General features: G+C 63.8%; 15 protein-coding genes and 1 tRNA gene. 7 read left to right on the top strand and 9 right to left on the bottom strand.

Going from position 1 to position 20,754, the window contains the following annotated elements; genetic code table 11:
* Positions 1-72 precede the first annotated feature (72 nt).
* The 7 genes from VWY60_RS04950 to VWY60_RS04920 form a co-directional block, all read right to left on the bottom strand.
* On the bottom strand, positions 73-927 hold the full coding sequence (locus VWY60_RS04950; RefSeq protein WP_416539933.1) for a TonB family protein: 855 nt from the start codon (positions 925-927) through the stop codon (positions 73-75).
* Entirely contained in the window at positions 924-1,301 is a 378-nt protein-coding gene (locus VWY60_RS04945; protein WP_416539932.1) for an ExbD/TolR family protein, read from the bottom strand. The genes VWY60_RS04950 and VWY60_RS04945 overlap by 4 nt, the downstream gene beginning before the upstream one ends.
* Before the next feature lie 9 nt (positions 1,302-1,310).
* Entirely contained in the window at positions 1,311-1,688 is a 378-nt protein-coding gene (locus VWY60_RS04940; RefSeq protein ID WP_340547270.1) for an ExbD/TolR family protein, read from the bottom strand.
* 4 nt (positions 1,689-1,692) lie between these two features.
* The gene (locus tag VWY60_RS04935; protein ID WP_340547269.1) at positions 1,693-2,610 is read right to left on the bottom strand and encodes a MotA/TolQ/ExbB proton channel family protein; all 918 of its coding nucleotides are present in this window, start codon (positions 2,608-2,610) and stop codon (positions 1,693-1,695) included.
* A 627-nt stretch (positions 2,611-3,237) separates the two neighbouring features.
* Positions 3,238-3,314: transfer RNA gene (locus VWY60_RS04930), tRNA-Arg, on the bottom strand.
* 34 nt (positions 3,315-3,348) lie between these two features.
* Complete coding sequence (locus tag VWY60_RS04925) at positions 3,349-3,828, bottom strand: GNAT family N-acetyltransferase (protein WP_416539931.1); 480 nt, start codon at positions 3,826-3,828, stop codon at positions 3,349-3,351.
* Between the two features lie 232 nt (positions 3,829-4,060).
* On the bottom strand, positions 4,061-5,578 hold the full coding sequence (locus VWY60_RS04920; protein WP_416539930.1) for an ABC-F family ATP-binding cassette domain-containing protein: 1,518 nt from the start codon (positions 5,576-5,578) through the stop codon (positions 4,061-4,063).
* A gap of 366 nt (positions 5,579-5,944) precedes the next feature.
* On the opposite strand from VWY60_RS04920, the gene VWY60_RS04915 reads away from it, so the two are divergent.
* Positions 5,945-7,138, top strand: coding sequence for a 50S ribosomal protein L11 methyltransferase (locus VWY60_RS04915; protein ID WP_416539186.1), 1,194 nt, complete (start codon positions 5,945-5,947; stop codon positions 7,136-7,138).
* Positions 7,139-7,537: 399 nt separating this feature from the next.
* On the opposite strand, the gene VWY60_RS04910 is transcribed toward VWY60_RS04915, so the two are convergent.
* A complete protein-coding gene (locus tag VWY60_RS04910) occupies positions 7,538-9,409 on the bottom strand; it encodes a methyl-accepting chemotaxis protein (protein ID WP_416537602.1) in 1,872 nt (623 codons plus the stop codon).
* Positions 9,410-10,438: 1,029 nt separating this feature from the next.
* Here VWY60_RS04910 and VWY60_RS04905 point away from each other — a divergent pair.
* From VWY60_RS04905 to fdhF, 4 genes are all read left to right on the top strand, one after another.
* Complete coding sequence (locus tag VWY60_RS04905) at positions 10,439-10,981, top strand: winged helix DNA-binding protein (protein WP_340547264.1); 543 nt, start codon at positions 10,439-10,441, stop codon at positions 10,979-10,981.
* A gap of 196 nt (positions 10,982-11,177) precedes the next feature.
* Positions 11,178-12,074, top strand: coding sequence for a LysR family transcriptional regulator (locus VWY60_RS04900; protein WP_340547263.1), 897 nt, complete (start codon positions 11,178-11,180; stop codon positions 12,072-12,074).
* A gap of 51 nt (positions 12,075-12,125) precedes the next feature.
* A complete protein-coding gene (locus tag VWY60_RS04895; RefSeq protein WP_416539929.1) occupies positions 12,126-13,856 on the top strand; it encodes an NAD(P)H-dependent oxidoreductase subunit E in 1,731 nt (576 codons plus the stop codon).
* Between the two features lie 142 nt (positions 13,857-13,998).
* Positions 13,999-16,773, top strand: coding sequence for a formate dehydrogenase subunit alpha (gene fdhF / locus VWY60_RS04890; protein ID WP_416539928.1), 2,775 nt, complete (start codon positions 13,999-14,001; stop codon positions 16,771-16,773).
* Positions 16,774-17,036: 263 nt separating this feature from the next.
* On the opposite strand, the gene VWY60_RS04885 is transcribed toward fdhF, so the two are convergent.
* Positions 17,037-17,318 carry a DUF1330 domain-containing protein gene (locus VWY60_RS04885; RefSeq protein ID WP_416539927.1) on the bottom strand — a complete coding sequence of 94 codons (282 nt, stop codon included), beginning with the start codon at positions 17,316-17,318 and terminating at the stop codon, positions 17,037-17,039.
* A gap of 95 nt (positions 17,319-17,413) precedes the next feature.
* Between VWY60_RS04885 and VWY60_RS04880 the strand changes: the two genes are divergently transcribed.
* Together VWY60_RS04880 and VWY60_RS04875 are read left to right on the top strand one after the other, a co-directional pair.
* Positions 17,414-18,289, top strand: a complete 876-nt coding sequence (locus tag VWY60_RS04880) for a LysR family transcriptional regulator (RefSeq protein WP_416539926.1) — start codon at positions 17,414-17,416, stop codon at positions 18,287-18,289.
* A gap of 201 nt (positions 18,290-18,490) precedes the next feature.
* Complete coding sequence (locus VWY60_RS04875; RefSeq protein WP_416539925.1) at positions 18,491-20,548, top strand: FAD-dependent oxidoreductase; 2,058 nt, start codon at positions 18,491-18,493, stop codon at positions 20,546-20,548.
* Positions 20,549-20,754: the final 206 nt, after the last annotated feature.

Raw genomic sequence — 20,754 nt, 5'->3', positions numbered from 1 at the left:
CGCGGTGATCCTGCGACGGGGCGCGGACAGGGTTTCACGCCTGCACAAGGGCGCGCTTGGCCGGTCGCGCCGTTACTTCGAAAAATCCATCGGCAGGCTGAAGGTCATCTGGCTAAGCGTCAGCTGCCGGGGGGCGGCGGGGAAATTTGCGGCGCGGGCGACGGCCTGAAGCGCGGCCTGATCCAGCGCGGCATTGCCGGAGGATCTGGCGATCCGGTGGCTGGTCAGCTGACCGCTGCGGGCAACGGTGAGACGCACCACCACCCGCCCGTTGCCGCGCGCGCCTGACGGGTAGCGTTTGCGCCGTTCGATACGGGCGCGGATCTTGGCCCCCCAGATCGCCTGAAGCTTGGCCTGTCGACCGGCCTCTGCGGTGGCGGCTGCGGAGCTGCCCGCCTGACCCGCCTCGGCGCCGCCGCCCGATCCGGCAGCGCGCTGGGCATCGCGCCCCGATGATCTCTGCTCGGCTTTGCGGGCGTTTTGCGGTTGCGGCTCCGGCTTGGCGCGTGGTTTTGCACGGGGGCGCAGATCGGGATCGGGCTGTGGTCGCGGCACGGTCTGCGGTGGCGCTGGCGGCGGCGGTGGTGCGCTGTCGACGTCGAGCCTGTCAGCGGGGGGCGGAGGGCTGATCGCGAGCTGCCGTGCGGCGCTGGGCGCCTGCGCCAGGTCGAACTGCGGTATCACGGGGGCCGAAGGGGCGGTCTGTGGCGGGGTCAGATCGGTGTCGATCCGGGGCTGGGTCTGCGGCGGGCGCTCCCAGGTTTCGACCATCTCGACCACGGTGGCGCTGGCGGCCTGAACCGAGACGAGAGCATCGCCGTCGGCGCCGCTGGACTGGGCGCCGGATCTGGGGGCGCTGGCAAACAGGGCAACGTGAATCACCGTGGCGATCCCGGCAAAGACAGTGAGTTCGGCGGCGCGTTTCATTGCGGGCGCACCACCAGTTCGGCGCGGCTAAGCCCGGCGGCGGCCAGCTGACGCAGGATCCGCGCCAGTTCGGTTGCGGGCAACCGGGCATCGGCGCGCAGCTGAATGGTTTTGCCGCTGGCGTCGGCAAGTCGGCTGAGCGCGGCGGTGCCTTCGTGGCCGTCGAAGTTCAGCCGCCCTGTAGCGTCGATAAAAAGCACGGCATCGGATGTTGGCTCACCCTCCAGCGCGGCGGCGGGCGGGGTCACCTCGAACGGGTCAGGCTGGGCGAGCCGCGAGGTCATGAGGAAGAAGATCAGCAGCAGAAATACGACGTTGATCATCGGCACGATGGATTCCGCGCGCATCCGGCGGGGGGGATCGGTCAGGTCCACGGGGTCTCCTCAGTCCACCAGCACAAAATTGCTGAACCCGGCCTGCCGCAGCAGGGTGGTCACATCGGTGATCCGCTGCACATCGGCCTGATCGCGCCCGCGCAGCACCAGCATGTCACCGGGGCTGTCCATCAGCAGGGCGAGCGCCGCTGGCAGGTTGCTCTCGGCCACCGGCTGGCCGTTGAGATCGAGATTGCCGGCACCGATGCCGATCAGCCGGGGCGGGCCGTTGTAGCTGCCGCCCTGACCCGCAAGCGGCAGGTCGAGCACCGCATCGGTGCCAAAGCGGGAGGCCAGCATGAAAAACACCAAGAGCAGGAACACCACGTCGATCATCGGCGTCAGGCTGGGTTTGCGTCGGGGGCGCTGAGCTTGGGTGAGGTGCATCGGCTTACTCGGCGGCCAGTTTCAGTGATGGCGGCTGGTGGGCGACAAAGATGCGGGTGGCGCTGTCCTCAAGGTCTCGGCGAATGCGGCTGATCACGGATTCGAACCAGGTGAGGGCGGCGGAGGCGGGAATGGCCACACCCATGCCGGCCGCAGTGGTCAGGAGCGCCTCCCAGATGCCGCCGGCCAGCAAGGCGGGATCGGCCTTGGACCCGGCGGCCTGCAAGGCCTGAAAGGCCGCGATCATGCCCAGAACCGTACCCAGAAGGCCAAGCAGCGGGGCGATGGTGGCGATCAACTCCAGCGCGCCAAGGCCAGAGCCGGCGGAGGCCAGATGCAGCTTGGCGACGCGGGCGGTTTCTTCGCGGGCGCGGTCTTCGGGCAGGGTGTGGACGGAGGCCAGCGCGGTTGCGACCACTTTGGAGCGGATGCCGCGACGGCCCCGGACGATATCGCGGGCGATGTCCGGTTCGCCGCGTTCAAAGGCGGCGACAGCGCGGCCGGCCTTGCCCCGGGACCAGGCGCCGATCAGCGCGAGCCGCCAGATCTTCCACAGGATCAGCGTCAGCGTGATCACCGAAAGAGCGGCAATCACCCAGATCGAGGGGCCGCCATCACGCAGGAGCGCCATGGCCTGCGCGGTGGCATCGCTGGCGGTCTGCGCAAGGCGCTGCTGTTGCGCCGGGGCGGCGGCATCCGCGGTCTGCGGCGCATCCGGTTGCGGTGCCGGTGCTGCTGCTGGGGCTTGCGCGGCGGAGCCTGTGGTCGCGGGGATCTGCGGCATCACCGATGCCGGGGCATCGGCTGCGACCTGCGGCACCGGCGGGGCGGGAGGGGTTGGCGACACCGGCGCCTCCTGCGCGGCGACGAAGGCGGGGATCAGCAACAGCGCGGCAAGGGCCGCTGGTCTGCGAGTGGTCATGATAGGCTCCAATTGGCGGCGATATAGCTTTGTCCGGGGGCGGCGCGCACCGTGGCAAAGAACGATGCCGGGGGGCTGGCCATGGTTTGCAGGGGGAACAACGGGTTAGCGGTCATGATTGGCCTCTCCCATTCAGGGATCACATGTCGGCTGGGCGGCAATCCGGTCAGGCTCCAGCGCGCTATGCCGCTATGACCGGACATGGGAGAGATCGCTGCCATATCCTTTGCGCAGCGCATAAGGGCGGCGACCTGGCGCAAGGCTCGCCGGTTCAGCATCCGCTGCGGGCGGCGGCGGGCGCTGTCATTTGAGGGTGGGGGATTGCCCTGTGTCACATGTCTCTCCAGCCATTGGCACAGGGTGCCGCCGTTTTGATCGGTGTCGTGATCGAGAATGGCTGGAGCCCTGCACCGCTGAGGTGCAGAGTCTTGCTGGATGGCGCATCATCCGCTGCGCCCGGGGTCAGTTATTTAACCCTAGTTCTTTTGTCAAGTTAAGCGCAAAGGCTGCCGCAACGGCGTCTGTCGCCAGAGCGCCCCGGCAACCTTCTGGCAACCTTCTGGCAAGCTCCCGGTCTGCGCGCCGGAAACGCCGCCGCTATCGGGCAGATCCTGATGGATGGAATGCTGGCGATCCCTGAAGGACTCGAACCCTCAACCTGCTGATTAGAAGTCAGCTGCTCTATCCAGTTGAGCTAAGGGACCGCTGGCGCCAGTTATGACAGGACGCGGGGAAGGGTCAAGCCGCGGCGCGCAGGTCAAGGCGCATAAACAGCGACCAGGGGTCCTTGCTGTAGTCGCCAAAGGGTGGGCATTCGACAAAGCCGTAGCTTTCATAGAGCCGTTTGGCTGGGGTGAAATCCTCGGTCGAGCCGGTTTCGAGATAGACCGCAGAGGCCCCGTCGGATCGGGCGCGGTCCAGCAGGAACTCCAGCATCTGGCGTCCGGCGCCGCTGCCGCGGGCCTCGGCGAGGGTGTGCATGGATTTCAGTTCGCAGCCGCCGTCTCGCAGGGACTTCAGGGCGCCCATGGCGATGGCCCGCCCGTCGCGGCGGAGCAGGAAGAAGGCGACATCGGCGGCATCAAGGCCGCTGCCATCCAGTGCGTGGCAGCTTTCTGCGGGGGATTGCGCGGCCATCTGTGCCAGATGGCGTTTGATCAGCGCCTGAGCCTCGGGCTCGGAGGCGCTGGCGCGGGTGATGGCAATATCGGTCGTCATCGGCTGGATCCTTGGGTCGTATATCCCCGGTCGCTGGGCAGGGCGGGGTCTGTTCCGGGGGTTGTGTCTGTATCCGTTTCTGTGTCGCAGAGTTGCGAAAACCACGTGGCGGCGCAAGCGGTTCTGCCGCAGCCACCGGCGCAGCCAGAGGCCCGGATGATGTGTTGCTCAATATTTCGGCAACTGGCGTGTCTGGCGGGGCGGCGGTCACAGGTGGCCGCCGCCATAGCCCTCAGCCCGCGCCCATTTCAGAGCTAAGGAAGGCATCGGCGCTGGCGACCTCTTCCAGGCGACGGCCACGGATCCACCAGAAGCGATTGCCGACGGCCCTGAGAAAGCTGCGGTCATGGCTCACCAGCAGACAGGCGGCATCCTGGCCGATCAGCTCTGCTTCAAGGGCTTCCTGACCTTCGATGTCGAGATGATTGGTGGGTTCGTCCAGCAGATAGAAATTGGGGTTGCGAAGCCGCAGGAGCAGCATTGCCAGCCGTGCCTTCTGCCCGCCTGACAGGGCTTTCACCGCCGTGTCCTGCAAGGCGAATTTGATGCCTGCCCCCGCCAGAAGGTTGCGCGCGGGCTGATCGCCGATGTCGGAGGCCGCCGTCACCAGCGCCAGCGGCGTGTCATTATCGGCCAGCTGGCTGAGGTGCTGGTCCGAATAGGCCGGAACGACAGAGGACGCACATCTGATCTGCTCCGCCCCGCCGGTCAGTGCCTGCTGGATCATCCTGACCAGCTGCGTCTTGCCGGTGCCATTTGCGCCCAGCAGGACAATGCGGTCCCCGGGGGTGATCCATTTCTGGCCGGTACTGTATAGCCGCTGCCCGTCCGGCGTCTGAACGGTCAGATCATCCAATGTAATCAGGGCCTTGGCATGGGTGCCGCTGTTGGTCAGCCTGATGTCGCCGGCCGAATGCTCGCGGTGGGCCGGTTTGGCGGCGGCCTCCAGCCGGTCGGCGCGTTCGGCCAGCTGCTTGGTCTTGGTCAGCAAGAGATCGGAGCCGGAGTTGATCCCGACATTCTTCAGCTTTGCGGCCTGCTGGCGCAGCTGCTGGGCTTTTTTCAGATCATTGGCATGGCGTCGCGCATCGGCGGCGTCGACCTCATCCAATGCGGCGCGGGCGGCGGAGAATGGCAGCTGGAACACCCGCGAGCCTTCGGCGCGCAGGAACAGCGTGCGGTTGGTCGTGGCATCCAGAAAGGCGCGGTCGTGGGAGGTGATCACCATCGGCAGATCGCGCGGCCGCTCTGACAGCCAGTTTTCGAGAAAGGCTATTCGGTTGAGATCCAAGTGGTTGGTCGGCTCATCCAGTAGCAGCAGGTCCGGCGTGGTGATCCAGGCGGCCGCCAGCATCGCGGCGCGCTGCCAGCCCCCGCTGAGCGCGCCAAGCGGCTGGTGCTGAAACTCATAAGGCACCTGAAGGTCGTCCAGAACCACATCGACGCGCCAGCTTTCATAGTCGGCCTGCTCGCCCGGCAGGGCGGCAAGCACCCAGTCATAGAGCGTGACGGCAAGCGCCTCGGCGGGCAGGCTCTGTTTCACGTGGCCAATCCGCAGGCCACGGGCGCGGGTGATCTCGCCGGTTGTCGGCGTCAGCTCATCGGCGAGACAGGCAAGCAGGGTCGATTTGCCCCGCCCGTTGGCGGCGATGAGACCGAGCCGGTCGGGTTTCGAAAGGGTCAGGGAGAGGTCGCGGAACAGCGGGTCGCCAAGGGTGACGCCCAACGCATTGAGATTGATGATAGACATGGAAAACTCGGGTCAAAGAGATTTGGCCGCAAAAGCGGCAATCGGCGGACCAGTGACGAGATTTTCCTCTGGCCAGCCCTGCAAACGGATTTACAGGGCCAGACGGGGACCGTGCTGAAGTCGGCGGATGATACGCATGTTCAGCTGCTGTCCTCCCGTTGTGCGATGTGAGTTTCAAATCAGGCTAAGAAACTTTTGCACCCTTGGCAAGGGGGCGGGGCATGGCCTGCCGACATTCGGTGCGCGATAGGCTGTGAGCTTTACCAATTCTTAGATCCGGGTGGTGAATAGTCGCAATCAGTTGCATTTGCCTCAAATAGGGAAAACTAAAAATTGCTTAAAACACAAACGTCTAGACCCGCCTCCATGCCCTTTCTAGCGGGGCGCGCGGAGGCCGGGCATCTGGTGGAGCTTGCCAAATCCACCCCCCTTGGTGATGGCGGTATGCGCAGCGCGCAGCTGTTGTCGGAAGCGCTGCGGCTGGATCCTCATCACCATGAGGCGCAGGTGTTGCAGGAGCGGCTGCACCAGACGTTTGTGCCACGCTGGCATTTTCCGATGCTGGCGGATCGGGCGCGCAACCGTGCCTATGCCGAGGCCATCGCGATGAAGGTCAGACCGGGGGATATCGTGCTGGATATCGGCTGCGGTGCCGGTCTGACGGCGATGCTGGCGGCGCGGGCCGGGGCGAAACATGTCTATACCTGTGAGCAGCAGCCGCTGATCGCGGAGGCGGCGACGCGGGTGATTGCCGACAATGGTCTGAGCGACCGGATCACCGTCATTTCCAAGTGGTCGCATGAGATTATCCTCGGTGTCGACATGCCGGAGCAGGCCGATGTGGTGATTTCGGAGATTGTCGATACCGTTCTATTGGGGGAGGGCGCGCTGGATACGCTGTCACATGCGATGTCGGCGCTGGCCAAGCCGGGCGCCCGTGCGGTTCCCGAAACCGGCAGGCTGGTCGCGCAACCTGTCGAAAGTGCGCCGCTTCTGGAGCAGTGGCGGCCGCAGATGGCAGAGGGGTTCGATCTGGGCGCCTTTCACCATCTGGCGCGGGTTGCGCAGATCACGCCGAGTGATTTCAGATCCTGTGGGCTGCGACCGCTGGGCGCCGGTACAGAGCTGTTTGCGTTCGATTTTACGCGCCCGGATGTCAGGCCGGGGCGGACCACCGAGACGCTGATCTGTAGCCATCCGGGTATCGTCCATGCGGTTTTTGTCAGCTTTGAGATGGAGCTGGCGCCGGGGATTCAGCTGACCAATGATCTTGGTTCCGAGGGGCATTGGGGGCGGACGGCCTTTTTGCTGGATCGGCCACGGTCGGTCTCTCCGGGCGATCATCTGCAACTGACGGCGCAGCATGATGCGGCGGCGCTGAGCCTCGCGGTTCACGACATGGAGGCGAGCGCGGATCACGCGCGGGTCTGGCTACAGCCGGGCTGGCGCGCGGGTTATGAACACGGGGCGGGTGAGGCGGCCGCGCTGCCGCAGGGCTACCCGGTCTGGGCACCGGTGCAGACCGCCGCCCCTGCGGCACCAGCCCCTGCACTTGGCTAGCAGGCAGCGCCTGCCGGGGCCGCATCCATCCTGTGCGGTCGCCAGCCACCAAGGCTGGCGACCGCACAGGATCTGCTGCGGCGGTAAAAGCGCGGTGGCCTCGCTGTTTCGCGGCCGATTTGAGATTCCCTGTATTGTCGTCGATTTCGCGCCCCGCTCGGCTCCGGTTTGGCTGCGGTGATATCAGCTGCCAGAGCCTCAGGTCTGCCAGAGCCTTGGACCTGCCAGAGAACTGAGTGGCGATGGTGCTGCCCGGATACTCGCGACAGGGTTCTGTCATCCGGGGGCGGGGACGCGCAGGGGAGGGGACTGGGCCATGTATCAGGGGGGGCAAGCAGATATGAAAAAGGCGCGCCGGATCTGGCGCGCCTTTTCGCTATTGGGTGTGGCCGGGGGAGATCAGAAATCTTCCCAGCCGACGGCGGCCTTTGTCGGGCTGGCATCGAAGAAGTCATCATCGCCATGCGCCGATGGGGCCGGGTTGTGCTCAGCCGCGGGTTTCGGCGCGGCGGCTGGCCGGGCCGGGGCCGGGGCTGGTGCGCTGGGCGCCACAGAGACAACGTTATTGTCCGTTTTGCGGGTCTTGAACACCGAGACCTGGCGGGCCAGCTCATTGGCATCATTGCGCAGGATCTGGCTGGCGGCGGTTGATTCCTCAACCATGGCGGCATTGTGCTGGGTCACCTGATCGAGCTGTGTCACGCCGGTGTTGATTTCGCCCAGCGTGGTCGATTGCTCCTGCGCGCCAGTTGCAATGCCGCTGACATGGCCCGAGATGGTGGCGACGCGTTCGATGATCTGTTTCAGCTCCTCGCCCGCGCGGCCAACCAGATCGACACCTTCGCCGACGTGGCCGGTGCTTTCGCTGATCAGCGCCTTGATCTCCTGCGCGGCATCGGAGGAGCGCTGGGCCAGGGCGCGCACTTCGGAGGCGACAACCGCAAAACCACGGCCGGCTTCGCCTGCACGGGCGGCCTCGACCCCTGCGTTCAGCGCCAGCAGATTGGTCTGGAACGAGATATCGTCGATGACCGAGATGATCTGGGAGATCTTTTCCGATGATTGCTCGATCTTGGACATGGCGTCGACGGCGCGGGTGACGACCTGGCCGCTGTTGACGGCGGTCTCCTTGGCCTCCGATACGATGCCCTCCACCTCGCGGGCGCCATCGGCTGCGGATTTCACGCTGACGGTAAGCTGCTCCATGGCGGCGGCGGTCTCCTCAAGCGTGGCCGCCTGGCTCTCGGTGCGCTGGGAGAGATCGCTGGAGGATTGGCTGATCTCTTCGGCGCTGGCACGGATGCGCGATGAGTTGTCGATCACCGCGTCGATAATGCCGACCATCTTGTCGACGGTCTTGTTGAAGTTCTGGCGCAGGCTTTCGTAATCGGCGGAGAATTCATCGTCGATGGTCTGCGACAGATCCCCCTCCGAGAGCGCGTGCAGCCCGTCATTCAGGCGATCCACCACAACCCGTTGCGCCGCCTGGTCGGCACGGCGCTGATCTTCCACGGTTCTGGCGGCGGACAGCTGCGATTTCAGCGCCTCGATATGGCGGGCGATCAGGCCGATTTCGTCGCCCCGTGCCTGATGTTCGGTGTCGTGATCATAATCGCCCTCGGCCAAGCGGTTGATTGCGGTGGCAACATCGCCCAACGGGCGCGACATCATGGAGCGCAGGGCAAACATCGACAGGCCCAGCATCACCACAAAGGCGCCACCGGCGAGAATGAAGGACAGCAGCTGGTTCGGCGCCACCTCGGCAAAGGCGACATCCGGGCTCCAGACCATCCCGACCGCGCCGACGACCACCGTCCCCTCGGCACCGGCGGTGGCGGGTGCGGCGACGAGATAGCCGTTTTCGCTATACTCCATCTGGTTGTTTTCCATCGCTTTTTGGGCGACGAGGGTCAGTTCGGCAATTTCAGCCTCGGTTGCGGTGCCGGTGGAGGCAACCGTCTTGCCTTTGCCATTGATGGCGATCCCGTGGCTGGACCGGCCGTTCGACAGCTCGATCAGGGATTGCAGGTCGCTTTCAAGACGTTCGGTATCACCAAAGCGGATTGCACCGCCGCTGCGCGCGGCCACGGTTACGGTCACGCCTTCAGCCAGTGTCTGTACGCCACTATCTACAGCTTCACCGAGGATTTTCTGGTTTTCCCAAGTCAGAAACAAGGTCACCACGAGGGTGGACGCCGCGATGAGAAGGCTGCATTTGGCAAAGACAGACAGCCTGTTCATGACGGAACGCGCAGGATTTCGGAATTTCATTTCAGCACCTTTCAATTGCCATTGCGCGGAACGGACGCGCTGGCGGAATTTGTGTCGGATTCAGTACCGACAGCCCCCTGGACACAGCCGCAAGCTTCGGCTGCGTCGTTTCGCGAATTGGTTGACCGGAACGGGCAAACCGAGAGAACCATGCCCGATTGGGGGCGGTGACATGGTGAACATACTGTGGCGTCGGACCAAAGATTGGCGGACGCCGGTCATCAGCAGGCGCGCGATTGCGCTGCCCCAATCTTGATACCGAGCTGAAAGAGCAGGTCTGATTGCCTGCGGGTGCCGCAACAGCGGGCGTACCGCGACATGAGTCTTCGACCGATATGGGCGCCGGCAGTTGGCCCCTGTCGAAATCTCCGGTCGCCACGCAACGATCAGGCGTGCGGCAGCGCAACCGGTGATGGTCACCATCACGGCCAATGCCTGCGCGACAACCAACATGAGGTCCGCCCGTCGTTCCAAGCTCTGCTCCTTCTCACAACATGTGCCTGTGCACATCGTCGGCGGGTAGCATAGCCCTGAGGACTTACCGGTGAATTAATAGGCACATCCGCAATGAGCGCAGGCTGAGGCGGGCGAATTTCAGGCGCGATCGGTGGGCAGGCGGGCCCGCGCCCGCTGCGCAAAGTGATGATTAAGCTGCCATTTTATTGCGAACAGGCGGGTGGCCTGCCGGGCGGGCTGCGCCCCCGCATGAGTCTGGCCTGTGGGCGCGTTTTCACGGAAATAATATGATTCAGGGCGCCCTTGGCGTGAAATTTTATCTATATTCTTAAAAATAATGCGTAACTAAAGTTTATCTTGCTTTTTAAATTCCGCTGATTCTCCAACCCCTTGGATAAATTCGCCGAGTTTGGCCCCATTTTCTGCTGCACGGACGGGTTGAAACCTAACGCCAGATACTTACTAAGGAGCGTGGTGACGGGTTTGGGGAACGAATGCGCGTGAAACACCTTGACAGCAGGTTTCGCCGCCACCGGAGGCTTATTTATGCCGCTGAACCAAGGAGACTATTTGTTGGATATCTATTCCGGATCACCCAAGACTGAGACCGCGAATGCGGTGGATCAGACTTTTGATAATGGTGCCGAAGATGATCTGAGCGATTTCGAGTTTGCACTGATGAGAACATTCGAGGGGTTTGCGCGTTGGCAATCCGAATGTCTTGGACTTGTGTCGGATCTGTCCGCCTCGGGTCCCGAAATCACTCTGATGAACGTTATCCGCATGAACGACAGGCCCAAGACGATCAAGGAGCTTGCGCGGGTCACCAATCGGGATGACATTCCGAATATCCAGTATTCACTGCGCAAGCTGGCTTCGGCCGGGTTGATCCGCAAGACCGGATCGGGGCGTGGCGGGGTGACCTATTCCGCAACGGAGGAGGGGCTGGGGATCACCGCAGCCTATGATGTGCAGCGTCGCAACCTGTTGCTTCAGGCGCTGTCGCAGGTGCCGGGCGTGGAAAACCGTATCGGTGAGGCAACGCGGGTGCTGAATATTCTGACCGGGATCTATGATGGCATTGCCCGGTCGGCGACGGCACAGCGGCAGGCCTGAGGCCTGCTCTGATCGGGGGCGGTAGCGGGGCGCATGAGTGCGGCCTCCATCGCCCCCTAATATATATGGTGCAGGCTGCCCAGCCTGCTGGCCTGCGCCAAAACTGCCGCTCTCGTGCTGGCAACCGATGGCGCGACCCGCTGTGAATGGTGTATGACCGACAGCGGCGCCCCGGCAGTAGCAAGGAAAACGAGCGGTGATCGAACTCAAGGATCTCAGGTTGCTGAGCGCTTTGGCGCGTCACCGCCATTTTGCCAAGGCCGCGCAGGACTGCGGCATGTCGCAGCCGGCGTTTTCAATGCGGATCCGCAATCTGGAAGAGCGCCTGGGCGTGTCCATCGTGCGCCGGGGCAATCGGTTTCAGGGGCTGACCGAAGAGGGTCTGATGATCGTGCGCCGGGCCCGCTCGATCCTGGATGAGGCCAAGGCGCTGGAGCAGGAGGTGGCCGCCGCACGTGGCGAGGTCACCGGCACGCTGGTGCTGGGGGTGGTGCCCACCGCAACAGCCTATGCCGCGCAGATGGTGGACCGGCTGCATCTCACCCACCCACGGGTTCTGGCCCGGATCGAGGTGCTGAGCTCGCTGGTGATCCAGCAGCGCCTGTTTGACGGGACAATTGATGCAGGCGTCACCTATCACGACAGCCTGGGTCCCGATCAGGTGACCATCCAGCCGCTATATGAGGAGACTTATGTGCTGGTCGCCCCCGAGGCGATGGTGGTGGATCGCGGACATGGCGCGGACAGTATTTCCTGGGCCGAGGCAGCAGAGCTGCCACTCAGCCTGCTGGAGCCGCAGATGCAGAATCGCCGGATTCTGGACCGGATCTTCGCCGATCAGGGGCTGCGGCCGCAGGTGCGTTCGGATTCCAGCGGGTTCATGTCGGCGATTGTGATGGCGCGGGCGGGCTCGGTTGCCACGATCCTACCGGAAGCCCTGATGGATGCGCTGGGGCCGCTGTCCGGCGCCAGGGTGCTGCGGCTGGTCGATCCGACGCCGAGCAGACCTATTTGTATGGTCACATTGGACCGCCAGCCCGAACTGACGACGGTGAAGGCGATGAAGGGCGTGGTTGACGATTTCAAGCAATAAGCGTTCGTTATCGTACCTTTGAATTTTCCGATTTGACGATAGGCTTCTTCAATGGAATGCCGCCTTATCTGGCATCGCGAAGTGGAGGTCATCGTGGCACCTTTGGACAATAGCAAGGGCGTTTGGAAATCTGGCAAAGGCAAGGGGCGCAAAACGCCCAAGGGCCGGCAGCTGGATGATCAGGCGCATAGCGAGGTTCTGGACCTGCTTGGCGATCGGCCCCGCAACCGGGATCTCCTGATCGAGTTCCTGCATCTCATTCAGGACAAATACGGCTGCCTCAGCGCGGCGCATATCCGGGCGCTGGCCGAGGAGATGCGCACCGGTCAGGCCGAGATCTATGAGGTCGCCACTTTCTACGCCCATTTCGATGTGGTGAAGGAAGGCGAGACCCCGCCGCCGGCGCTGACCATCCGGGTCTGTGACTCGCTGTCCTGCGAGCTGGCCGGGGCCGAAGCGCTGAAGAAGGCGCTGGAAGATGGGCTGGATGCCTCTCAGGTCCGCGTGCTGCGCGCACCCTGCATGGGCCGCTGCGATACGGCGCCGGTGCTGGAAATCGGCCACAACCACATCGACCACGCTACGGTTGAGAAGGTAGAAGCGGCGATTGCGGCAGATGATACCCACGCGCATATCCCCGCGTATGAAACCTTTGCCGCTTATGAGGCGGATGGCGGCTATGCCACGTTGAAAGACCTGCGCGCAAATGGCGACTGGGAAGCGGTTCAGGCCAAGGTCAAAGAAGCCGGCCTGCGCGGTCTGGGCGGCGCTGGTTTCCCGTCCGGCACCAAATGGGGTTTCGTGCGCGCCAACGAAGGTCCGCGCTATCTGGCCGTGAACGGCGATGAGGGCGAGCCGGGCACCTTCAAGGACCGCTACTACCTAGAGCGCACGCCGCATGTCTTCCTTGAGGGGATGCTGATTGCCGCCTGGGCGGTCGAGGCCGAGAAAGCCTTTATCTACATGCGCGACGAATACCCGGCGGTGCTGGAAATTCTGCGTCGTGAGATCGCCGCGCTGGAAGAGGCCGGTATCGTCGAGGCAGGTTACATCGACCTGCGCCGCGGGGCAGGGGCCTATATCTGCGGCGAAGAAAGCGCGATGATTGAATCGATCGAAGGCAAGCGCGGCGAGCCGCGCCACCGTCCGCCGTTTGTGGCGCAGGTGGGTGTCTTTGGTCGTCCGACCCTCGTGCACAACGTGGAAACCCTCTACTGGGTCGCCAAGATCAACCGCGAAGGCCCGGAATGCCTGAACTCAATTGAGAAGAACGGTCGCAAGGGGCTGCGCAGCTATTCGGTCTCGGGCCGGGTGAAGAGCCCGGGCGTGCATCTGCTGCCTGCCGGTTCCACCATCACCGACATCATCGAGGCCTGCGGCGGCATGCTGGATGGCCACGTCTTCAAGGCGTATCAGCCGGGCGGCCCCTCCTCGGGCCTGCTGCCTGCGTCGATGAATGATATCCCGCTCGATTTCGACACGTTGCAGCCGCATGGCACCTTCATCGGTTCCGCCGCTGTGGTGGTGCTGTCCGATCAGGACTCGGCTCGTGACGCGGCGCTGAACATGCTGCGCTTTTTCGAGGATGAAAGCTGCGGCCAGTGCACCCCCTGCCGGGTGGGCTGTGAGAAAGCCGTCAAGCTGATGAGCGAGAAGAAATGGGATCAGGGCCTCTTGGAAGAGCTGAGCACCGCAATGGTCGATGCTTCGATCTGCGGTCTGGGTCAGGCCGCACCCAACCCGATCCGCCTGACCATGAAACATTTTCCGGATGAGGTCTGAGATGTACGGCGCTATTGAGATCCTCCACCCGGCGGGTACCGCCGGGCAGCGCCCGACCCGCCCCCATGGGCGGGCGCTTCACGCCCACCCCGGGACGGGCGCTGCCCTCCGCGTGACACTTCAGATGGATGAGGTTTGAGCCATGAGCGATAAAGTCACTTTCACACTCGATGGCGAGCAGGTCACGGCAGAGAAGGGCCTGACCATCTGGGAAGTCGCCAACGGCCGCGGGCTGAAGATCCCGCATCTGTGCCACAAGCCGCAGCCCGGCTACCGCCCGGACGGCAACTGCCGTGCCTGTATGGTCGAGATCGAGGGCGAGCGCACGCTGGCCGCCTCCTGTATCCGCGAACCTGCCGAGGGCATGGTGGTCACCACCAACAACGCGCGCGCTGAAAACGCCCGCAAGATGGTGATGGAACTGCTGATCGCGGACCAGCCGAAGCAGGAAGAGGCGCGCGATAAGTCCTCGCATCTGTGGGATATGGCAGAGCTGAACGGGGTTTCAGAGTCGCGTTTCCCCAAGCTGGAAAAGAACCGCATCCCGCTGCTGGATGACAGCCATGTGGCGATGAAGGTCAATCTGGACGCCTGTATTTCCTGTAACCTATGTGTGCGGGCCTGCCGCGAGGTGCAGGTCAATGACGTGATCGGCATGGCCGGCCGCGGTCATGACGCCTACCCGGTGTTCGATCTGGCGGATCCGATGGGGCAGTCCTCCTGCGTGGCCTGCGGCGAATGTGTGCAGGCCTGCCCGACCGGCGCGCTGATGCCCGCGACCGTGATGGATGACCAGCAGGTCGGCGATAGCAAGGATTATGATACCGAGACCGAAAGCGTCTGCCCGTTCTGCGGTGTCGGCTGCAAGGTCTCGCTCAAGGTCAAGGACGGCAAGGTCAAATATGTCGATGGCATCAATGGCCCCGCAAACGAAGGCCGCCTGTGCGTCAAGGGCCGCTTTGGTTTCGACTACATCCACCACCCGCACCGCCTGACCAAGCCGCTGATCCGCCGTGACGACGCGCCGGCCAAGGGCCTGAACGTCGATCCCGGCAATCTCTCGACCCATTTCCGCGAAGCCTCCTGGGAAGAGGCGATGGATCTGGCCGCCAAGGGCCTGATGCGCCTGCGCGATGAGAACCCGAAATCGGTTGCGGGCTTCGGCTCGGCGAAATGCACCAATGAAGAGGCCTATCTCTTCCAGAAGTTCATCCGTCAGGGCTTCAAGCACAACAACGTCGACCACTGCACCCGTCTGTGCCACGCATCCTCGGTTGCGGCGCTGATCGAAAACGTCGGCTCCGGTGCTGTGACCGCGACCTTCAACGAGATTGAGAACGCCGACGTGGCCATTGTGATCGGCTCCAACCCGATCGAGAACCACCCGGTTGCTGCGACCTACTTCAAGCAGTTCACCAAGCGCGGCGGCAAGCTGATCGTGATGGATCCGCGCGGCGTCGGCCTGCGCCGGTTTGCAACCGAAATGGTGCAGTTTCGCCCCGGCGCGGATGTGTCGATGCTGAACGCGATCATGAACGTGATCGTCGAGGAAGAGCTCTACGACAGTCAGTACATCCACCGCTGGACGGAGAACTGGGAGGCCGAGAAAGAGCATCTGAAGCAGTTCACGCCCGAGAAAATGTCGGAGATCTGCGGCATCAGCCCCGATCAGCTGCGCCGTGTTGCCCGGATCTTTGCCGGTGGGAATGCGGGTCTGATTTTCTGGGGTATGGGGATTTCCCAGCACATCCACGGGACGGATAACTCGCGCTGCCTGATCTCGCTGGCGCTGATGACTGGCAACGTGGGCAAACCGGGCGCAGGTCTGCACCCGCTGCGCGGCCAGAACAACGTGCAGGGGGCGTCGGACGCGGGCCTGATCCCGATGTTCCTGCCGGACTATCAGACCGTGACGTCGGATGATGTGCGCAAGAGCTTCACCGATGTCTGGGGCGGCGGCGACTTCTCGAACGAGAAGGGCCTGACCGTGACCGAGATCGTGGACGAGGCCTATGCCGGAAATATCAAGGGCATGTACATCCAGGGTGAAAACCCGGCGATGTCCGACCCGGATGCCGATCACGCGCGCGAGGCCTTTGCCAAGCTGGAGCTGATGATCGTTCAGGATATCTTCCTGACCGAGACGGCGAACTATGCTGACATCATCCTGCCGGCCTCGGCGCTTTATGAGAAGAACGGCACCGTGTCGAACACCAACCGCCAGGTGCAGCGTGTGCGGCCTGCGGTGCCGCCGCCGGGTGAGGCGCGTGAGGACTGGCAGGTCACTGTTGAGCTGGCGCAGCGCATCGGGCTGCCATGGGACTACAAGGATGTCAGCGAAGTCTTTGCCGAGATGAAGCTGAACATGAAGTCACTCAACAACATCACCTGGGAGCGTCTGGAGACCGAGACCATCACCTATCCGTCGCTGCATGAGACCGATCCCGGTCAGGCGATTGTGTTCGGCGATGGCTTCCCGCGCCCCGAGGGCCGCGCCCGCTTTACCCCGGCATCGGTGATCCCGCCGGATGAGGCGCCGGATGCGGAGTACCCGATGATCATGACCACCGGCCGCCAGCTGGAGCATTGGCATACCGGGTCGATGACCCGTCGTTCCAAGGTGCTGGATGCGGTGGAGCCGGAGGCGAACTGCTCGCTCAACCCGCGCACGCTGAAGCTGATGGGCGTCGAGCCGGGCGAGATGGTCCGCCTCACGACCCGCCGCGGTTCGATCGAGATCATGGCGCGGGCCGACCGGGCGATTGCCGAGGATATGGTGTTTGTGCCGTTCGCCTATGTGGAGGCGGCTGCCAATATCCTGACCAACCCGGCGCTGGACCCCTATGGCAAAATCCCCGAGTTCAAGTTCTCGGCGGTGAAGGTCGAAAAGATCGAAGGACAGATCGCAGCCGAGTGATCCGGCAGGTCGTCTGGCGAAGATCAAAGCGGGCGCGGAACCTAAGGGTTCCGCGCCCGTTGTCTTCGGTGGCGCTGCGCTGGCGCCCGGCGCGGGCGCGGCCCGTTGCAGCGTTGGAAACAAAGACGAACCGTGTCGGGCGCATGAGATGCGGCCGGGTGCGACCTGCGCCGGGCCCAATGGGCGCGGCGCCTGACCCAACGGGCGGTGGGGGCTCCGCCGCCAGCCGACGGGCGGGAGCGTTTGTGACAGAGGAGTAGCGGTCAGGCCAAAAGCGTGATCGCGCTCTTGCCGGCGGCTTGTCGCAGCGCGTGGACGTCCTGCAGCTCGGGATCGTTGATCCAGTCCTTGGCGACCTCTGGACTGGCAAACTGGAGGATCACCCCGATGCCGGTGGCATCGCGCGTGCCTTCGATCACGGTCTGCTGCGGGGTTGAGACCAGCACTTTGGCGCCGTGTTTCTGCAAGGCGGCGCCTGCTTTTTCACGATATGCCGCCATAGTCTCGGGGTCGTGCAGGAGGAGGTTTACGTAGACATAGGCCATCTGTTGTCCTTTCACTGTTGATGGCGTCTTGATGCCGGGAAGCGTGCCGCGAGAAAACACATGCAATTGTGTGCTGCCCATGCGAAAACGCATGTATGCAGATCAACTGGGATGACATGCGGACCATTCTGGCGCTGGTGCGGGCCGGATCCCTGGCCGGGGCCGCGCAGGCGCTGTCCGTCAGCTATACCACCGTGGCGCGCCGTGTGCAGCGGGCCGAGGACATGCTGGGGCGGCCGCTGTTCGAGCGTCGGCCCGAAGGCTATCTGGCCACCGCCGAGGCGGAAGAGCTGGCCGCGGCAGCGCGGCGGATGGAGCAGGCCGAGCAATCGGCCCTGCGCAACCTGTCGGGCCGCGATCAGAGCCTTTCGGGTGAGCTGGTGCTGACGGCGCCACAGCTGCTGATCCAAAGCCATCTCGCGCCATTTCTGGCGCAGTTCTGCGCGGACCACTCGGAGGTCGAGCTGACGGTTCGCGCGACCAATGATGTGCTGGACCTGACCCGGCGCGAGGCGGATCTGGCGATCCGGATCAGCCGGGCGCCGGGCGACAGCCTGGTGGGGCTGCATCTGGCCGATCAGAAAACCGCCTGCGTCGCGCGGCGGGATCTGGTGGCGCGGGCTTTGGCGGATCCCGCTGCGCCCTTGGACTGGGTGATCTACAGCGGCTATGACGCGCCGCCAAAGGCCGCGCTGCAACATTATCCGAACCATCGGATCCGGGCGCGGTTTGACGATATGACTTCGCTGATCGCGGCGGCAAAGGCGGGGCTGGGCGCGGTCAGGATGCCGATCTATCTGGCGCGCAGTGATCCGGATCTGGAGCCGCTGCCGGGGGTTGCGCCGCAGGATTATGCGCCGATCTGGGTGCTGAGCCATCCGGACCTGCTGACCTCTGCCAAGGTGCGCGCGTTCAAGACCGCGCTAAAAGGCTTCTTCCGCAGCCGTGCCGGGGAGTTCACTGCCTTTTAGCGCAGGCGCCGGGTGGCGGCTCTCTCTCGGTCACGAGACCCGCCGGTCACCCCTGACCGGTCACCATCGGCGCTGCCGTGTCGTGCGGGGCTCTTGACAGGGTCGGAAATTGACCTGACACATATGTCCAGAGCTGTGATCTTGTCGGCGGATCCCGCGCGCCCTCGCTTTGGTGGTCCGCGCCATTTGCAGGAGCCTGTCATGTCCAACGATCCCTTGTTGCAGCCCTATCAGCTGAAACATCTGACACTGCGCAATCGGATCATGACCACCAGTCATGAACCGGCTTACCCCGAGGACGGCATGCCAAAGGAGCGCTATGCGGCCTATCACGCCGAACGGGCCAAGGCGGGCGTGGCATTGGCGATGACGGCAGGCTCCGCGGCGGTATCCCGTGACAGCCCGCCGGTGTTCAACAATATCCTCGCCTATAAGGATGAGGTGGTGCCCTGGATCCGCAATCTGACCGACCAGCTGCATGAGCATGGTTGCGCGGCGATGATCCAGCTGACCCATCTTGGACGCCGCACCGGTTGGGACAAGGGCGACTGGCTGCCCTCGATCAGCTCGTCGCGCCACCGCGAACCTGCACACCGCGCCTTTCCGAAGCTGGCGGAGGATTGGGACATCACCCGCGTCATCGCCGATTTCGCCGATGCTGCGGAGCGGATGCAGGCCGGGGGCATGGATGGGATCGAGCTACAGGTCTATGGCCATCTTCTGGATCAGTTCTGGTCGCCGCTGACCAATGATCTGGACGGGCCATATGGCGGCCAGACGCTCGACAGTCGGATGGCGCTGCCGATGGCGGTGCTGGGGGCGGTCCGCGAGCGGGTGGGGGATGAGTTCATCGTTGGTCTGCGGTATACGGCGGATGAGGCGGCGGCAGGCGGCATCTCGCCCGACGAGGGGCTGGAGATGTCCAGACGCTTGGCCGCCAGCGGCATGGTGGATTTCCTGAATGTGATCCGGGGCCGCATCCATACGGATCCGGCAATGACCGATGTGATCCCGGTGCAGGGGATGCCGTCTGCGCCGCATCTGGATTTTGCCGGTGCGGTCCGGCAGGCGACGGGCCTGCCCACCTTTCATGCCGCCCGCATCCCCGATGTGGCCACCGCCCGCCATGCGATTGCCGGGGGGCTTCTTGATATGGTGGGGATGACCCGCGCCCATATGGCCGATCCCCATATCGTGCAGAAGATCAGGAAGGGGCGCGAGGAGGACATCCGCCCCTGTGTAGGCGCGACCTATTGTCTGGACAGGATCTATCAGGCGGGAGAGGCGCTGTGCATTCACAACGCCGCAACCGGGCGTGAGCTGACGATGCCACATGTGATCACCCGCGCGGCAGAGCCCAAACAGGTGGTGATTGTCGGCGCTGGCCCCGGCGGGCTGGAGGCCGCGCGTGTTGCGGCAGAGCGCGGCCATGCGGTCACCGTATTTGAGGCTGCCTCCGATCCCGGCGGTCAAATTCGCCTGACCGCACAGAACCCGCGCCGCCGCGAGATGATGGGCATCATCGACTGGCGCATGGCGCAATGTGCCGCACGGGATGTGCAGTTTCGATTCAACACCTGGGCCGAGGCGCAGGATGTGACCGGGCTTGCGCCGGATGTGGTGATCGTGGCCACCGGCGGGCTGCCGAATATGCAGCTGTTCGAGGCGGGCGAGGAGGCGGCGCATGTTGTCTCGGCCTGGGATATCATTTCGGGGGATGTTAAGCCGGGCGGCTCGGTGCTGATATATGACGAAAGCGGCGATCACCCCGCGCTTCAGGCGGCCGAGGTTGCGGCCCAGGCGGGCGCGACGGTTGAGGTGATGACACCGGACCGGGTCTTTGCCCCCAATGTGATGGCGATGAACCTTGTCCCTTATATGCGCAGCCTGCAGGACCTGGATGTGACCTTCACCGTGGCGCGGCGCCTGCTGGAGGTCCGCAAGGAAGGCAACCGGCTTCTGGCGGTGCTGGGGACGGATTACAGCGGCCATCGCTCCAGCAAGCTCTATGATCAGGTTGTGCTCAACTACGGCACGCTGCCGCTGGACGATCTCTATTTCGACCTGAAGCCGCATAGTCTGAATGGCGGGCAGGTCGATTACGACGCCCTGATCGCCGGGAGGCCGCAGCCGCACGGGCGCGCGGACGAAGCAGCGGGGCAGGGGGGCTTTCAGCTGTTTCGGATCGGCGATGCGGTTTCGGCCCGCAACACCCACGCGGCGATCTATGACGCCCTGCGCCTGATGAAGGATATCTGACCGTCTGAGTTTGACGGTGTTAGGTGTGATTCACGGGTTTTGGGTGTTTTGGGGTGTGGATATGTTTGGTGAGTCTGTGGGTAAGTGGCTTATGGGGGTTTCTGTGGATGTGGTCTGGCGGTTTTCTGCGGGATTTCGGGTCAGGTCTGCTGACTTTGTTTCCATGTAAACCATTGTAAATATTGAGTTTCGTGTTTTTCTTGGCG

The sequence above is a fragment of the Phaeobacter sp. JH20_26 genome, assembly GCF_048056275.1.
Lineage (GTDB): Bacteria > Pseudomonadota > Alphaproteobacteria > Rhodobacterales > Rhodobacteraceae > Phaeobacter > Phaeobacter bryozoorum.
The sequence above is the reverse complement of the archived record's forward strand: the minus strand, read 5'-3'. Positions and strand labels throughout refer to the sequence as shown.

Excerpts from the sequence above, each read along its gene's own strand:
- VWY60_RS04950 (WP_416539933.1), bottom strand. The coding sequence starts at position 927 with ATGAAACGCGCCGCCGAACTCACTGTCTTTGCCGGGATCGCCACGGTG.
- VWY60_RS04940 (WP_340547270.1), bottom strand. The coding sequence starts at position 1,688 with ATGCACCTCACCCAAGCTCAGCGCCCCCGACGCAAACCCAGCCTGACG.
- VWY60_RS04935 (WP_340547269.1), bottom strand. The coding sequence starts at position 2,610 with ATGACCACTCGCAGACCAGCGGCCCTTGCCGCGCTGTTGCTGATCCCC.
- VWY60_RS04925 (WP_416539931.1), bottom strand. The coding sequence starts at position 3,828 with ATGACGACCGATATTGCCATCACCCGCGCCAGCGCCTCCGAGCCCGAG.
- VWY60_RS04920 (WP_416539930.1), bottom strand. The coding sequence starts at position 5,578 with ATGTCTATCATCAATCTCAATGCGTTGGGCGTCACCCTTGGCGACCCG.
- VWY60_RS04915 (WP_416539186.1), top strand. The coding sequence starts at position 5,945 with ATGCCCTTTCTAGCGGGGCGCGCGGAGGCCGGGCATCTGGTGGAGCTT.
- VWY60_RS04910 (WP_416537602.1), bottom strand. The coding sequence starts at position 9,409 with ATGAAATTCCGAAATCCTGCGCGTTCCGTCATGAACAGGCTGTCTGTC.
- VWY60_RS04895 (WP_416539929.1), top strand. The coding sequence starts at position 12,126 with ATGGAATGCCGCCTTATCTGGCATCGCGAAGTGGAGGTCATCGTGGCA.
- fdhF (WP_416539928.1), top strand. The coding sequence starts at position 13,999 with ATGAGCGATAAAGTCACTTTCACACTCGATGGCGAGCAGGTCACGGCA.
- VWY60_RS04885 (WP_416539927.1), bottom strand. The coding sequence starts at position 17,318 with ATGGCCTATGTCTACGTAAACCTCCTCCTGCACGACCCCGAGACTATG.
- VWY60_RS04880 (WP_416539926.1), top strand. The coding sequence starts at position 17,414 with ATGCAGATCAACTGGGATGACATGCGGACCATTCTGGCGCTGGTGCGG.
- VWY60_RS04875 (WP_416539925.1), top strand. The coding sequence starts at position 18,491 with ATGTCCAACGATCCCTTGTTGCAGCCCTATCAGCTGAAACATCTGACA.